Below are 15,394 nucleotides of genomic sequence, written 5' to 3' on the forward strand. Positions count from 1 at the left end.
CAGAAAATTTATTGGGATTTTTCACGGCAAAACGATTTCTTCTTTCATAAATGGTCTCGACTGGAGGGGAAATCTATGGTATGATCATACAATATATGCAGAGGACCCGGCCTCTGGCGGAGGAGGAGATGTCATGCGCTATGGAACCGTGATTCCGGGCCGTTTTGTAGACAGGCCCAACCGTTTTGTGGCCCATGTGGAGACGGCGGAGGGGCTCCAGACTGTCCATGTGAAAAACACGGGGCGGTGCCGGGAGCTGCTTCTCCCCGGTGCGGCTGTCTACCTGGAGCGGGGGACCAGTCCCGCCCGCAAGACCGCCTTCGACCTCATCGCTGTGGAGAAGGGGGAGAGGCTGATCAACATGGACGCCCAGGCCCCCAACAAGGTTTTCGGCGAGTGGGTGAGGGGCGGCGGATTTCTGCCGGGAGTCATGGCGGTGCGGCCGGAGTTCACCTATGGGGAGTCCCGGCTGGACTTCTGCCTGGAGACGCCGGAGGGGCCCTGCCTGGTGGAGGTGAAGGGCGTTACGCTGGAGGAGGGCGGCGCGGCCCGCTTCCCCGACGCCCCCACGGAGCGGGGGGTGAAGCACATCCGGGAGCTGCAGAGGGCGGCGGAGGCCGGACTGGGGGCCGTCCTCTTCTTCGTGGTGCAGATGGAGGGCATCCGTTCCGTGGCCCCCAACGACGAGACCCATCCCGCCTTCGGCGCGGCCCTGCGGGAGGCGGCGGAGCGGGGCGTGCGCGTCTGCGCCTGGGACTGCGCGGTGACGCCGGAGAGCATCGCCATCCGCCGCCCGGTGCCGGTGATTTTGTGAGAAGCTGTACCGACAGGCGGCGGCACGCAGTTTGACGGAACATTTCTCCCCTGGACCGCGTCTGGAAAGCTTGAGATCCGCTGGGGTTTCTGGGTGTTTCTTCCCTGCCGGACGAAAAGTTTCCCCGTCAATCTGTACACGGCCGCCGATTGGGACGGCTTTTGAATTGAACAGAGATGTGGAGGAGTTTTGTCTATGAGTTTTTTGGAACTGCTTTTGATCGGCGTGGGGCTCTCCATGGACGCCTTTGCCGTGGCCATCTGCCAGGGGCTGTCCATGACCCGGCTCAACTGGCGTCACGCCGGGGTGATCGCCCTGTTTTTCGGCGGCTTCCAGGCCGTCATGCCCATGCTGGGGTGGGCGCTGGGGTTCCGGTTCGCCGTGTACATCCAGGAGCTGGACCACTGGGTGGCCTTTGTTCTGCTGTGCCTGATCGGCGGCAATATGGTGCGTGAGGCCCTGGGACCGGAGGAGGAGGCGGAAACCGCCTGCGCCGCCGGGCGGCTGGACCTCCGCCGGCTCTTTTTGATGGCGGTGGCCACCAGCATCGACGCCCTGGCCGTGGGCGTGACCTTCGCCTTTTTGGAGGTGGACATTGTCCCGGCGGCGGCGGTCATCGGCGTCACCACCTTCTGCCTGTCCCTGGCGGGCGTGGCGGTGGGCAACTTCTTCGGGGCCCGGTACAAGCGCCGGGCGGAGTTGTCCGGCGGTGTGATCCTAATCCTTTTGGGGGGCAAGATCCTGCTGGAGCATCTGGGTGTGTTTTGATCCGGACAGGAGGCCGTATGGAATTTACAAAAGAGGAATTGACGGAAGCCCGGCGGCAGATCGCCTCCACTATACACAAGCTGCGGGAGACGGTGAAGACCCTGGAGGGGAAGGAGCGACCGGAGCGGTACAAGGCGCAGATCACCCTGGCGGCGCGGCGGATCAAGGCCTTTGAGATCGCGGTCTCCCTTATTGAGGATGCGCTTGCGGAGCGGGAGATGGGAACAGGGCGCGGCTGAAAAGCCGCGCCCTGCGTTATTTTACCCGTTTGGCGTATTTTTCTTTGGCGTATTCATAGCTCTCCGCAATCAGCGGTTTCAGGGCCTCAAAGGTCCGCGGAGAGGGATTCAGCGCGCAGGCCCAGCCCATCCAGGCATAGACGGGATGGGGGAGCAGGGCATCCGGAGCGGTAAAGTCACAGGACAGCTCCACGACCCCGCCCTTGGGCGGACGCTGGGGCAGGGGACCGAAAAGGCGGCGGAAGGTCTCCCGCCGCAGTCCCAGATTGACCCGGTACACGCCCTCCCGGTCCAGGCGGGAGCCCTTGTCGTTCTCCCCGTCCTTTTCCTTGACGGTCAGCACGTAGACGCCCCGTTTCAGCTTTGCGCCGGGGTTGTAGAAAATGCCCCGCTCCCCCCAGCTGGAGATCAGGACGGTCCCCTCCAGATTTTTCAGGCAGTAGTTGAGAATTTTGTCCGGCGTCATGGCGGCGCGCTCCTTCCGTTTCTCCCGGCAGACTGCGGCGTTTCTGTGGGATCTTCCGGGGCGGCTGACAGATGTCCCCGGCAGGACCGTAGCATATCACACGGCAGGTCCGCTGTCAACAGGTTGAAGAGCGGGGAAAAACGGACTTTTCATCCAGGGAAAAATGTGGTATCCTGTACATATTATAAGGAGGAGACCGGTATGTACGACGAACTGACAGAGGTGGACATTAAGAAAATGCGGGAGGAGCTGGACCACCGCATCCGGGTTCTGCGGCCCCAGCTGATTGAAGAGGTGCAGACCGCCCGGGCCTTCGGCGACCTCAGCGAGAACTTTGAGTACAAGTGCGCCAAGCAGGCGAAGAACCGCAACGACAGCCGCATCCGCTACCTGGAGCGGATGATCCGCACCGCCCGGGTCATCGAGGTGAAGGGCGGAGAGGACACGGTGGGTCTCTTTGACAGCGTGACCATTTACAACGAGCTCATAAAGCGGGAGATGACCATCCGCATTGTAACCACGCTGCGCCAGGACGCGCTGAAGGGCCTCATCAGCAAGGAGTCCCCGGTGGGGAAGGCCCTGCTGGGCCGCCGGGCGGGGGACCGGGTCCAGGTGGAGGTGGACGCTCAGACGAAGTATTTTGTGGAGATCCGGGCCATTGAGAAGGGCGCGGACGACGAGAGCCTGGACATCAGCTCTTACTAAAGGAAAGGTTGGTCGTTATGAGGTATGTCAAACGGACCGTCTACACGCTGCTTCTGTGCCTGCTGGTCAATTACCTGGCGCTGATCTCGCTGCCGCTCTCCCGGTCGGCGGTCGGCGCCGCCGCTGCCTGGCTGTGCTGGCTGCCGCCGCTGGCGGCGTTTGTCTACATCAACTTGCGCCCTGTGCCGAAAACGGCGCCTACCCGGCGGATTCAGCGTCTGGCGGAGGGCTGTGAGCTGCTGCGGCTGTTTGCCGCCGGCTTCGCCCTGACCCTCTGCGTCCAGCTGGCCTGGCTGTGGTGGGTGTTTGCCGGGACCGGGGGCCGGGACGGGGCGCTGTTTGCGGTTTTTCTGGACCTGCTTCTTGTGGTCCTCTCCCTGTGCGCCGTCTTCTGGAACGGCATGATCCGGGTCTACCTCACCTCCGTGCAGCTGGGCATCAAGCACCGCGTCCTGGCGGCGCTGTGCGGCTGGGTCCCGCTGGTGAACCTGTGGTATCTGGCGAAGATCATCCGCATCACCGGGGACGAGGCGGAGTTTGAGACGGAGAAGTGGGAGCTGGACGAGACCAGGGCGGAGAGCGAGATCTGCAAAACGAAATATCCCCTTCTGATGGTTCACGGCGTGTTCTTCCGGGATTTCCGGTATCTCAACTACTGGGGCCGCATCCCGAAAGAGCTGAGGCGCAACGGGGCCACGGTCTACTACGGACAGCAGCAGTCCGCGGCGGCGGTGGAGGACAGCGGGAAGGAGCTGGCGGAGCGCATCCGGCAGATCGTGAAGGAGACTGGGTGCGAAAAGGTGAACATCATCGCCCACTCCAAGGGCGGGCTGGACAGCCGGGCCGCCATCGCCCACTGCTCCATGGCCCCCTATGTGGCCACGCTGACCACCATCAACACGCCCCACCGGGGCTGTATCTTCGCCGAGTACCTGCTGGGCAAGGTGCCGGAGGCTGTCCGGCAGAAGGTCGCGGCGGCCTACAACGCCGCGCTGCGGCAGGTGGGAGATCCCAACCCGGACTTTCTGGCGGCTGTGACGGATTTGACAGAGAGCGCCTGCCTGGCCCGAAACGAGGTGACGCCGGACATCCCCGGCGTGGTGTACGAGAGCGTCATGTCCTACTGCAAGAAGGCCCAGCACGGCAGGTTCCCCCTGAACATGACCTACCCCATCGTCAGGCACTTCGACGGCCTCAACGACGGACTGGTGTCCGTGGAGTCCGCCAAGTGGGGGGAGAAGTTCACCCTTCTGGAGCCGGTGGGGAAGCGGGGCATCTCCCACGGCGACGTGGTGGATTTGAACCGGGAGAATATCAAGGGCTTCGACGTGCGGGAGTTCTATGTGAAGCTGGCGGCGGATTTGAAGCGCCGGGGATTTTGAGGTACATACTGAGAGGACGGCCATGGGCCGTCCTCTGATTTTTATATCGTGCGCGGTGCGCGGACGGAAGCAAGCCGCCGGCGCGGAGATCCCCCGTCCACCCGGCGTTCCCCGCCGATGAATGCAGCTGCTAAAAATGAAATCCCCAAGGCGGTTCCCGCCAAACGATTGCCAGTATGTAAAATGCCGCGGCGGCACAGAGCGCGGCCAAAAGCAGCAGGACGGCTGCCGGGATTTTGAGACGGGGCCTTTTCCGCAGCTCCCATGCCGCAATCAATAAGACGGCGGCCGCCCCTGCCGCGCCCAGTATCATAATGAATAAGAAAAAATAAGCTAATCCCACGGTTTCCACCCATTTTCCCCTTGCTGGAGTGACTGCAATGCCGTCGGCGGGCGATCGTCACGCGCCGACTTTTCCCACCGCCTGCGTAATTAAATCAATATGTTCCTTGATTTTCACTTTTCGCAGATGGTCCGCATTTCTGCTCCCGCCCAACCCAAGAAGCGGCGTATATCCGAAACATTCATCAAATTGAAGCTGTCCCCATTTTTTGACCGCCGCTTCATAGATTGGGATTTCGAAATGCGCCGTGTCAAAAACGCCGTCAGCCAAATCGTTCCAAAAGAAGTCAAAGCCGGCGGCCACTCCCTCAAACACGCCGTCCTTGTACTTGACAATGCGGATATAACGGCCCTTTTCCCAGGTCAGAATATCGGCAAAAGCGGTAACGAAGATTGGGACGGCGGTACTGCTTAAAACGTAGCTTTCCTGGAGCAGCGCTTGATATTCCTCTGGATTTATCATTTTCAGATAGCCGTTCAGGAGACTTCCAAATCCATATGTCTGCCAGGCGTTTAATAGAGCGGGCGGCAGTATGGAGTTATATTGAACACATAATTCCCGGCTTGCCTCTTGATCTTGTTCAAAGCGGTCAAACAGCATAATAACCTCCCACTTGCTGATTTTTGCCAGTATACCATATCTGCGCAGTCACTTCCAGAAAAATTTCAAGCAGCCTGGGCGCCCCCGCCGGTTTCCGTCTGGACAGATTCCGAAAAAAATAGTTGCGCATTACAACAATTTGCGGATTGACTTGACGCCGTGATATGGTATGATTTTCTTAAAAAGGAGAGGGGAGGCGCCGAGATGGGCACTGTGCTGGGATACCTGTGGCCCCACGGCCGCCGCGTGGCCTGCGGGGTGACGGTGAAATTCACCGCCGCCCTGCTGGAGCTGGTGCTGCCGCTGCTGCTGGAGCGCATTGTGGACGTGAGCGTCCCTGCCGGAGACCTGGCCGCCATCTGGCTCTGCGGCGGACTGATGGCGGCGCTGGCTTTTGGGGCGGCCTTCTGCAACATCACCGCCAACCGCATGGCGGCGCGGGTGTCCATGGAGGTGACCCGGACCCTGCGGGGGGACCTGTACAGCCGGACCCAGCGCCTCTCCTGCGCCCAGATGGACCGCTTTTCCACCTCCTCTCTGGTGTCCCGGCTGACCAACGACACCTACAACGTCCACCAGATGTTCGACAAGGTGCAGCGGGGCGGCATCCGGGCCCCCATGCTGGTGCTGGGGGGACTGGTCCTGACCTTTCTGCTGGAGCCGGCCCTGGCGGCGGTGCAGCTGGCGGTGAGCCTTCTGACCTTCCTCACCATCTGGCAGGTGACCCGCCGGGGCATCCCACGCTACGCCGCGGCCCAGGCGGCCGGGGACACGGTGGTGCGGATTATCCGGGAGAACGCCTCCGGCGTCCGGGTGGTCAAGGCCCTGGCCTGCCAGGGCAGGGAGCGGCAGCGGTTCGACGAGGCCAACGAGACCTCCCGCCGGGCGGAGGAGACCGCCGGCTGCGTCATGGCCGCCGCCAACCCTTTGACAGACCTCCTGCTGAACACGGGGCTGGTGCTGGTGGTGCTGGCGGGGGCCCTGCGGGTCAACGCCGGGCAGATGCCGCCGGGCCAGATCGTGGCGTTTTTGTCCTATTTCACCCTGATCCAGACCGCCACTCTGGGTATCGCCAAGGTGTTTATCCGGATCAGCAAGGGGGCGGCCTCCGCCCGGCGGATCGAGGAGATCCTGCTGGAGCCGGAGGACCAGCCCCTCCGGCCCTCGGAGGCAGTTTCGGAGGCGGAGCTGGGGATGGACGGCGTCTCCTTCTCCTATCTGGGGGTGGAGCGGGACCTGGCGGACGTGAGCTTCACCCTGCGGAAGGGGGAGACCCTGGGCATCCTGGGCCCCACCGGCAGCGGGAAGAGCACCCTGGCGGCCCTGCTGATGCGATTGTACGACGCCGGGGAGGGCATTGTCTGGGTGGGAGGCCGGGATGTGAGCAGCGTTCCCGGGGAGGAGCGGCGCTTCGGCGTGGTGTTCCAGAACGAGGCCCTGCTGAACGACAGCGTGTACGAGAATATCTCCTTCCTGCGGAACATCCCCCGGGAGGATGTGATCGCCGCGGCCAAAACCGCCCAGGCATGGGAGTTTATTGAACGGCTTCCGGAGGGGCTGGACAGCCGCCTGGACATCCGGGGGGCCAACCTCTCCGGCGGGCAGCGGCAGCGGCTGCTGGCCGCCCGGGCCCTGGCGGGGAGACCCTCTGTCCTGGTGCTGGACAGCGCCGACAGCGCCCTGGACTACGCAACCGCCGCCGCCCTGCGGGCTGCCATCCGCCGGGACTGCCCCGGCGTGACGCTGGTGGTGATCTCCGAGCGGGTGGCCTCCCTGCGCAGTGCGGACCGCATCCTGGTGCTGGAGGAGGGCCGGGTCACAGCCCAGGGAACCCATGAGGAACTGCTGGAACACTGTGTCCGCTACCGGCGCATCGCGGAGCTTCAAAGGGGGGTGCTGCTGTGAAACCGCATATTCTGCGGCGTCTGGCCCGGTTTCTGAGGCCCTACGCCCTGCCGCTGACCCTGTGCCTGGGGCTGACTGTCCTCTCCAGCCTGCTGGCCCTGGCGGCGCCGCTGCTGTCCGGCCGGGCGGTGGACGCGGTGGGCACCGTCCCCGGGGCGGTGGACTTCCCGGGGGTGTTCCGGGCCTGCGGAGGGATGTTGGCCTGCTACGCCCTCTCCTCCCTGCTGAGTTACGCCGTGTCCGCCCGGCTCATCAGGGTGGGGCAGTCCGTGTCCCGGGACCTGCGGAAGGCGGCCTTTGACCGCATGAGCGAGCTGCCGGTGGAGTACTTCGACACCCACCCGGCAGGCGATCTGGTCAGCCGGGTTTGCTACGACGTGGACACCGTGAACGCCGCCGTCTCCACGGACCTGCTTCACCTCTGCACCAGCGCCCTGACGGTGGGGGGCTCCTTTCTGATGCTGCTGGCCATCTCCCCCCGGCTGACCCTTGTGTTCTTTGTCACCGTGCCCCTGTCCCTCTTTCTCACCCGCTTCCAGATGAGGCGCATCCACCCCTTGTTCCGCCTGCGCTCCAGGGAGCTGGGGGGGCTCAACGGCTTTGCCGAGGAGCGGGTCAGCCGCCAGCGGGCCATTCGGGCCTACGGCGTGGAGGCGGCGGACCTGGAGCAGTTTCAGGCATACAACGCCGCCGCCTCGGAGGCATATTACAAGGCCGACCGGGCCAGCGCGGCCCTGGGGCCGTCGGTGAACTTTATCAACAACCTTTCCCTGGCCGCCGTCAGCATGTTCGGCGCGCTGCTGTACCTGGGGGGCGGGCTGACCCTGGGCAGCCTCTCCTCCTTCGTGCTGTACTCCCGCAAGTTCTCCAGCCCCATCCGGGAGGCCGCCAACCTCCTCAGTGAGCTCCAGTCCAGCGCGGCGGCGGCGGAGCGGGTGCTGGACCTGCTGGACGAGCGTCCGGAGCCGGGGGACGCGTCCGGCGCGCTGGAGCCGGAGACACTGCGGGGGGACATCTCCTTTGACCATGTGGACTTCGGCTACGACCCGGACCGGCCTGTGCTGCGAAATTTCACCGCCCGTATTCCCGCGGGGAGTCTGGCGGCAGTGGTGGGGCCCACCGGGGCGGGGAAGACCACCCTGGTCTCCCTGCTGCTGCGGTTCTACCGCCCCCAGGGCGGCGCCATCTCCATCGACGGCGTGCCCCTGGAGGGCTACGCCCGGGACGGCCTGCGCCGCCGCCTGGCCCTGGTGCTCCAGGACACGTGGCTCTTTGGCGGCACCATCGCGGAGAACATCGCCTACGGCGCGCCGGGGGCCTCCCGGGAACAGATCGTGGAGGCCGCCAAGGCCGCCCGGGTGCACCGCTTCATCACATCTCTGCCCCAGGGGTACGACACCGTCCTCACCGACGAGGGCGCGGGGATCTCCAAGGGCCAGCGGCAGCTGCTGGCCATCGCCCGGTGCTTTTTGACCGACGCGGACATTGTCATCCTGGACGAGGCCACCAGCAGCGTGGACACGGAGACAGAGGGGGAGATCAGTCTGGCCATGGAGCGGCTGCGGCAGGGGAGAACCTGCTTTGTCATCGCCCACCGTCTGGCCACCGTCCGCCGGGCCGACTGCATCCTGGTGCTGGACCGGGGCGGCGTGGCGGAGGCGGGGACCCATGAGGAACTGCTGGCGGCGGGGGGCGTCTACGCCTCGCTGTCCAGGCTGTCGGAGGAGGAGAGCGGAGAAGAGAGGACAAAAGCGCTTTCGCGCCGCTGAGAGCCTGTCCGGCCCGCCGGAGGAACGCTTCCGGCAGGCCGGAACCGGGCCGCGGGGAGAGGCATTCTATCAAGAAGGCACGAAAACGTATCCGAAGATCCGGCAAAAGTCAATCGGCAAATTGTAAAAATTTGAACAAGAAATTTATATAGTGTCCACAACAGTTGTGAAAATGGCCAAAAATCCCGCCGCAAAATAGGGAACATATCAATTGACAAAAGGCGGTAAAACTCTCTATAATGAAAATGCGAAAACGCAAACGTTTGCACAAATTTGCGCCTGATCACCGCGGATTTGTGGAGACAGAGCGAGAGTTGAGGAAAAAGAAGACTGATTCGTGTTCCGGCGCTTCCCCGCAGTAATCAGAAAGAGGTGTTACCGTGGCAAAGAAAGATCTTCCCAGAAAACCCCTGACAAAAACAAGGCTTAAAAACCTGATCCTGAATGTTCTGCGCAACCCCTTCAACATGATCGTGCTGGTCAGCCTCGTGGTGCTGTTCTGCCTGATCGTCATTCCCCTGCTGACCATGATTAAGTCCACCTTCACCCTGGCGGAGGGCGAGCTTCGCCGTGTGGACGGCGAGGTGGGCCAGTTTACCATGTACTACTGGTGGTACATGGCCGTCAGCAACATGTCCAAGGCCGTGCTGTGGAAGCCCCTGATGAACTCCTTCGTCTGCGGTCTTTTCACCACGCTGATCTCCGTGCCTCTGGGCTCGGTGCTGGCCTGGCTGATGATCCGTACCGACATCCCCGGCAAGAAGGTGCTGGGCATCCTGATCACCGTGCCCTACATGATTCCCTCCTGGACCAAGGCCCTGGCGTGGCTGGCCGTGTTCCGCACCCCCACCAGCGGCGCCAACGGCTTCCTCACTGGCCTGGGCATCCCCATTCCCGACTGGCTGGCCTACGGCCCCATTGCCATCGTGCTGTGCATGTCCATGCACTACTATGCCTTCTCCTACATCCAGGTGTCCGGCGCGCTCCGCTCCATCAACTCCGAGCTGGAGGAGATGGGTGAGATCCAGGGCGCCAACAAGGCCCAGATCCTGCGCCACATCACCCTGCCCCTGATCCTGCCCTCCGTGCTCAGCGCCCTGGTCATGACCGTGTCCAAGTCCATCGGTACATACGGCGTTGCGGCCAACCTGGGCAACCGCATCGGCTACTACACCCTGGCCACCCGCATGCGGGTGTTCATCGACCAGGGTCCCCAGGCCGTGGGCTACGCCATGAGCATCGTCCTGGTGGGTCTGGCCGCCCTGATTCTCATGAGCAACCAGAAGGCCATCGGCGTCCGCAAATCCTATGCCACCGTGGGCGGCAAGGGCGGCCGCAGCACCCTGATGCCTCTGGGCGCGGCCAAGAAGCCCATGATGGGTTTCCTGGTGATCTTCCTGTTCCTGGCCATGGTCATGCCCTTCTTCGTGCTGATTATGGAGACCTTCCAGATCACCACCGGTGCGGGCTACGGCATGGACAACCTGACCCTCTACAACTGGATCGGCACCGTGGACGAGGCCCAGAAGTACACCAACTATCCCGGCATCTTCCGCCACGACGAGTTCTGGAGCGCCTTCTGGAATACCATCAGGCTGACGCTGATCGGCTCCATCATCACCGCCATCTGCGGCCAGTTCCTGGGCTACATCAGCTCCCGCGGCCGCGGCAAGTGGTACGGAAACCTCACCGAGCAGCTGGTGTTTGTGCCCTACCTGATGAGCGGCGTGGCCTTCTCCACCATGTACTTCTCCATGTTCAGCGTCCCCCATCTGGGCGGCCTGATCCCCTCTCTGTACGGCACCTTCACCCTGATCGTTCTGACCTCCGTGGTCAAGCACTTCCCCTTCGCCAGCCGCTCCGGCACCGCCAACATGCTCTCCATCAGCGTGGAGCTGGAGGAGGCGGCGGACATCGCCGGCGCCAGCTTCTGGAAGCGGATGAGTTCCATCATCATCCCCCTGGCAAAGAACGGCTTTATCTCCGGCTTCATGCTGACCTTCATCTCCATCGCCAAGGAGCTGGACCTGATCATCATCATGATGACGCCCACCACCCGGACCATGTCCTTCCTGGCATTTACCTACTCTCAGGAGGGCTACAACCAGATGTCCGACGCCATCTCCGTGTGCGTGCTGCTGTTCATTCTGGTCTGCTATATCGTAGCCAACAAGGTCGGCGGCGCCGATATTGGCAAGAGCTGGTAAACCACGGACCCACGACATGACAGAAAGGAAAGAACGATAATGAGTCGTATTGAGTTAAAGAATATTGATAAATTCTATGGCAGCAACCACGTCCTGCGCAACATCAACCTCACCATTGAGGACGGCGACTTCATGACCCTGCTGGGCCCCTCCGGCTGCGGCAAGACCACCACCCTCCGCGTGGTGTCCGGCCTGGAGAAGCCCCAGAACGGCATCATGACCATCGACGGCGTGGAGATGATCAATGCCGACGACGCCTACTACGCCGAACCCAGCAAGCGCGGGCTGAACCTGGTGTTCCAGTCCTACGCCCTGTGGCCCCACATGACGGTGTACAACAACATCTCCTTCGGCCTGAAGATCCAGAAGATGAGCCACGATGAGATCGACCGCCGGGTCATGGACTCTTTGAAGATGATGCGCATCGACATGTACAAGGACCGCTATCCCACCGAGCTCTCCGGCGGCCAGCAGCAGCGCGTGGCCATCGCCCGCGCCGTGGCCTCCAGTCCCAAGCTGCTGCTGCTCGACGAGCCCCTGTCCAACCTGGACGCCAAGCTCCGCATCGACATGCGCGCTGAGCTGCAGCGTCTCCACAAGGAGCTGGGCACCACCATCATCTACGTCACCCATGACCAGGTGGAGGCCCTGACCATGTCCACCAAGATCGCCCTGTTCAAGGCCGGCGAGCTGAACCAGGTGGCCACGCCCATGGAGCTGTATAACAACCCCATCGACCTGGAGGCCGCCGACTTCATCGGCAACCCCCGCATTAACCTGATCTCCGGCAAGGCCGAGATGAAGGGTGGCGATCTGGTGGTCAAGAGCGAGCTGGGCGGCCATACCTTCCCCGCCGACCACCTCACCACCGAGCAGAAGCCCGCCAGCGGCGAGTTCGACTGTGTTCTGGCCGTTCGCCCCGAGCAGATTCTCATCTCCCGGGAGCCCGTGGAGGGCGCCCTTCCCGTCAGCGTGTACGCCAGCCAGCCCGCTGGCTCCGAGACCATCGTCACCCTCAAGGCCGGCGAGGAGGAGTTTTTGTCCAAGGAAATCGGCCAGGTACACTATGACATCGACCAGAAGGTGTGGGCGATTATTGACCAGAATAAGATCAACGTGTATAATAAGGAGACCAGCCGCCTGATTAAGCGCGCGGTGTGATCCCCCGGCTATCCGGATCAAAGCGCTCCCGAGCGGCGGGGAGTACCGCCGTCCGGCCCCGCTTGATTATACAACTCCGGCGCCATTCCCCAATCACTGTGCAAAAATGAAAGGAGAAGAACCCGATGAAGAAGAAGTTATTGGCACTCTTACTTGCGGCTGTCATGGTGCTGAGCCTTGCGGCCTGCGGCGGCAAGTCCGACACGCCTGCCGCTGACAACCCCGGCGCCTCCCAGCCCGCCGATGGCGGCAGCGGAGACAATGCCGCCGAGCCCGCCGCCGGGCAGTTCGGCTACGACCGCGCCACCGGTACCGAGGTCTACGGCCCCTACTGGGATGAGTGGAGCGACATGACCGACGAGGAGCTCTATGAGCTGGCCAAGGCGGAGAACAACCCCATCAACGTCTACGCCACCTCCTCCAAGATGATGAAGGTTGTGGACAGCTTTAACGAGAAGTGGCCCGGTCTGGAACTGGTGATCTCCGACCTGGACTCCGACGAGGTTCTCAGCAAGGCCGAGATTGAGAACCAGACCAACAACATCACCGCCGACGTGCTCCAGACCAAGGACGTCAACGGCGACGTGTTCTTTGAGTATTACAGCAAGGGGATTCTGGAGCCCTTCTATCCCCGCGACATCTGCTCCCACATCGAGGAGGAGAACCTGAAGTTCAGCTTCCCGCTGTATGCATCCCAGGCTTTCTGGTACTACAACACCGAGGCATTCCCCGACGGACAGCCCATCACCAGCTGGTGGCAGATCATTGAGAAGAACCCCGACGGCAGCCAGAAGTACCGCATCTTCGCCAAGGAAATCGGCCAGGAGACCGCCTACCTCAGCCTGTTTGCCAGTTTTATCTCCAATGCCGAGGAGATGGAGCAGGCCTATAAGGACATCTACGGCACCGATCTGGAGTATACCTACGATGCCTCCAGCTTCCCCTTCGAGGTTCCCGCCAACAACGCCGGCGTGGAGTACCTGTGGCGCTTCACCCAGGCCAAGATGACCTTCATCGGCGACGGCGACGAGCTGGTGCTGGCCGTCCATAACTCCACCAAGGATGATCCCGCCCTGTGCCTGGCCTCCGCCGGCAAGATCGAGAACCGCGAGGAGTCCGGCTACAACATCGCCTGGTGCACCAACCTGACTCCCTACACTGCCCTGCTGAACACCGAGTCCATGTTCATGGTCAAAAACTGTGACAGCCCCGCTGGCGGACGTCTGTTCATCCGCCACGTTATGGGCGGCGTCGACGGCGAGAGCGGCGGCTTCAAGCCCTTCACCAAGGAAGGAAACTGGCCCCTGCGTGACGATGTGGAGGACAAGAAGAATCCCGTCTCTCTGCACGATCTGGGCGCCCGCGCCAACGATCTGGACGCCATCTACAGCATCTTCCCCGACGTGCAGGATATGTGGACCTACTGGCGTGACCAGGCTCCCAAGTAAGTAAGACATTCGCCGCGAAAGAGCGGCTCCGCCGGGCGGGCGGCCCATCGGCCGCCCGCCCATTTCCAAGAGGAGGAACTATGCTGGGCAGAGGCAATCCCATTCAGGAAAGTCAAATCGACGAAAAGATCGGCCGGGCGGCGGACAGCTTCTGGTCCGCCTTTCAGATGATGGAAAACGGCAGGGTGAAGAGCACGCTGATGCTGTACTCCTTTTGTCTGTGCTGGGTGTTTGCCGCTGTTCACGGCGCGGCCATCGCCCTTTTGATCGGCCCGCTGCACACGCTGATGGCGGGGGCGCCGGTTTTCCTTGAGAATCTGGTCACCGCCCTGGTTCCCGCGGTGCTGGGTACGGCGGTGTGCAGCCTGACCTGGCGTCTGCCCGGCGACAAACGAAAGCTGCCGGCGGCCTATCTGTGGCTGACGCTGCTGATGCTGGCCTGCCTGATCGCCCTGCTGGTCCTTCTGAACGGAGAGCGGGGGGCGCAGATCCTGGCTCTGCAATTTTTCGGGATGTTCGTGCTGGTCCCCCTGGTTCTGGGGGATGGGCTGTCGATCCTCCTGTTTTACCGATACTGGAAACATAAGCCCCCAGTCAAAGACATGGCGGAGCTTAGGAAAGGGCCGTAAGATGATGATTGATACTGTATTGTTCGATATGGGCGGAACGCTGGAGGACATCTTTACGGACGACGAGAGCCGTGAGGCCTCCGCGCGGGAAGTCCTGCGCATTTTGAAGGAGAAGGGCATCGCTGTATCCGACGATCCGGCCTCTGCCCAAAAGAAGCTGGCGGACGGCTGGGACCGCTACGCCGCCTACCGGGGCCCCACGGACCGGGAGCTGAAGCCGGAGGAGATCTGGGGACAGTATGTCCTGACGGATTTCGGCCTGGACCAGGAGACCGTGGCCCCCTTTGCCGAGGAGCTGGCCCACATGTGGGAGGTCACCTACTACCACCGCACCCTCCGCCCCCGTGTGGCGGAGATGCTGGCCGGGCTGAAGGACATGGGGATGAAGCTGGGCGTCATCAGCAACACCGCCAGCCTTTACCAGGTGTTCGACATTCTGGAGGAGTACGGCATTCGGGATTATTTCCAGGATGTGACGCTGTCCTCCGTCACCGGCTACCGCAAGCCGGATAAGAACATTTTCATGGTCTCTCTGAATCAGGTCCGGTCGGACCCGTCCACCTGCGCCTACGTGGGCGACACGGTGTCCCGGGACGTGATCGGCCCCCAGCGCATGGGCTTTGGCATGACATTCCACATCAACTCCAAGCTGACAAAGTGCAAGGACGTGGACGTGCCCAAGGAGATCCGGGCCACCTATGAGATCGACGACATCTACCAGGTCTATGCCATCCTGCGGGACCTGGAGAAGGAACAGCACAAAGCTGTGTGACAAGGAGAATAAACGCCCTCCCCGGCCGGGGAGGGCGTCTTTTTGCCTGTTTAGGACCGGCGGCATCCGGTGCAGCGGGCACAATCCCCGCCGCAGCCGCCTCTGCGGCGGCGGCAGGCGCGCAGGGCCAGGGCCAGCCAGAGGCCCAGGGCCGTTAAAATCAGAATTTCCAGCATGGACGCCTCC

The 15,394-nt window shown here is 62.5% G+C and carries 15 protein-coding genes; 12 read left to right on the forward strand and 3 right to left on the reverse strand.

Features of this window, described 5'->3' with window-relative positions; genetic code table 11:
- The first annotated feature begins 133 nt into the window (after positions 1 to 133).
- From sfsA to C816_RS01595, 3 genes are all read left to right on the forward strand, one after another.
- On the forward strand, positions 134 to 814 hold the full coding sequence (gene sfsA, locus C816_RS01585) for a DNA/RNA nuclease SfsA (RefSeq protein ID WP_016320649.1): 681 nt from the start codon (positions 134 to 136) through the stop codon (positions 812 to 814).
- Positions 815 to 1,003: 189 nt separating this feature from the next.
- Positions 1,004 to 1,582 (forward strand): manganese efflux pump MntP, encoded by a 579-nt coding sequence (locus C816_RS01590; RefSeq protein WP_371254343.1) that lies wholly within the window; start codon positions 1,004 to 1,006, stop codon positions 1,580 to 1,582.
- A gap of 17 nt (positions 1,583 to 1,599) precedes the next feature.
- Positions 1,600 to 1,821 carry a hypothetical protein gene (locus tag C816_RS01595; RefSeq protein ID WP_016320651.1) on the forward strand — a complete coding sequence of 74 codons (222 nt, stop codon included), beginning with the start codon at positions 1,600 to 1,602 and terminating at the stop codon, positions 1,819 to 1,821.
- A 16-nt stretch (positions 1,822 to 1,837) separates the two neighbouring features.
- Here C816_RS01595 and C816_RS01600 read toward each other — a convergent pair whose 3' ends face one another.
- Complete coding sequence (locus C816_RS01600; RefSeq protein ID WP_016320652.1) at positions 1,838 to 2,287, reverse strand: DUF6194 family protein; 450 nt, start codon at positions 2,285 to 2,287, stop codon at positions 1,838 to 1,840.
- A 201-nt stretch (positions 2,288 to 2,488) separates the two neighbouring features.
- Here C816_RS01600 and C816_RS01605 point away from each other — a divergent pair, with 201 nt between their 5' ends.
- Together C816_RS01605 and C816_RS01610 are read left to right on the forward strand one after the other, a co-directional pair.
- Positions 2,489 to 2,992: a GreA/GreB family elongation factor gene (locus C816_RS01605; protein ID WP_016320653.1), complete on the forward strand. Its 504-nt coding sequence runs from the start codon at positions 2,489 to 2,491 to the stop codon at positions 2,990 to 2,992.
- Positions 2,993 to 3,009: 17 nt separating this feature from the next.
- A complete protein-coding gene (locus C816_RS01610) occupies positions 3,010 to 4,374 on the forward strand; it encodes an esterase/lipase family protein (RefSeq protein WP_016320654.1) in 1,365 nt (454 codons plus the stop codon).
- 400 nt (positions 4,375 to 4,774) lie between these two features.
- Here the strand turns inward: C816_RS01610 and C816_RS01620 are convergent, their stop codons facing one another.
- Positions 4,775 to 5,317, reverse strand: a complete 543-nt coding sequence (locus C816_RS01620; protein WP_016320655.1) for a T6SS immunity protein Tdi1 domain-containing protein — start codon at positions 5,315 to 5,317, stop codon at positions 4,775 to 4,777.
- 204 nt (positions 5,318 to 5,521) lie between these two features.
- On the opposite strand from C816_RS01620, the gene C816_RS01625 reads away from it, so the two are divergent.
- The 7 genes from C816_RS01625 to C816_RS01655 all read left to right on the forward strand — a co-directional run bounded on the left by C816_RS01625 (position 5,522) and on the right by C816_RS01655 (position 15,208).
- Positions 5,522 to 7,222, forward strand: coding sequence for an ABC transporter ATP-binding protein (locus C816_RS01625; RefSeq protein ID WP_016320656.1), 1,701 nt, complete (start codon positions 5,522 to 5,524; stop codon positions 7,220 to 7,222).
- Entirely contained in the window at positions 7,219 to 8,991 is a 1,773-nt protein-coding gene (locus tag C816_RS01630; RefSeq protein ID WP_016320657.1) for an ABC transporter ATP-binding protein, read from the forward strand. The genes C816_RS01625 and C816_RS01630 overlap by 4 nt, the downstream gene beginning before the upstream one ends.
- Positions 8,992 to 9,371: 380 nt before the next feature.
- A complete protein-coding gene (locus C816_RS01635) occupies positions 9,372 to 11,198 on the forward strand; it encodes an ABC transporter permease (protein WP_016320658.1) in 1,827 nt (608 codons plus the stop codon).
- Positions 11,199 to 11,237: 39 nt separating this feature from the next.
- Positions 11,238 to 12,359, forward strand: coding sequence for an ABC transporter ATP-binding protein (locus tag C816_RS01640; RefSeq protein ID WP_016320659.1), 1,122 nt, complete (start codon positions 11,238 to 11,240; stop codon positions 12,357 to 12,359).
- Between the two features lie 125 nt (positions 12,360 to 12,484).
- On the forward strand, positions 12,485 to 13,807 hold the full coding sequence (locus tag C816_RS24110) for a hypothetical protein (RefSeq protein WP_016320660.1): 1,323 nt from the start codon (positions 12,485 to 12,487) through the stop codon (positions 13,805 to 13,807).
- Positions 13,808 to 13,887: 80 nt separating this feature from the next.
- Positions 13,888 to 14,436 (forward strand): hypothetical protein, encoded by a 549-nt coding sequence (locus C816_RS23330; RefSeq protein WP_016320661.1) that lies wholly within the window; start codon positions 13,888 to 13,890, stop codon positions 14,434 to 14,436.
- 1 nt (position 14,437) lies between these two features.
- Entirely contained in the window at positions 14,438 to 15,208 is a 771-nt protein-coding gene (locus C816_RS01655; RefSeq protein WP_016320662.1) for an HAD family hydrolase, read from the forward strand.
- A gap of 50 nt (positions 15,209 to 15,258) precedes the next feature.
- Here the strand turns inward: C816_RS01655 and C816_RS25295 are convergent, their stop codons facing one another.
- Positions 15,259 to 15,384 (reverse strand): hypothetical protein, encoded by a 126-nt coding sequence (locus C816_RS25295; protein ID WP_016320663.1) that lies wholly within the window; start codon positions 15,382 to 15,384, stop codon positions 15,259 to 15,261.
- Between the last annotated feature and the right edge of the window lie 10 nt (positions 15,385 to 15,394).

This window comes from Oscillibacter sp. 1-3, assembly GCF_000403435.2.
Lineage (GTDB): Bacteria > Bacillota > Clostridia > Oscillospirales > Oscillospiraceae > Oscillibacter.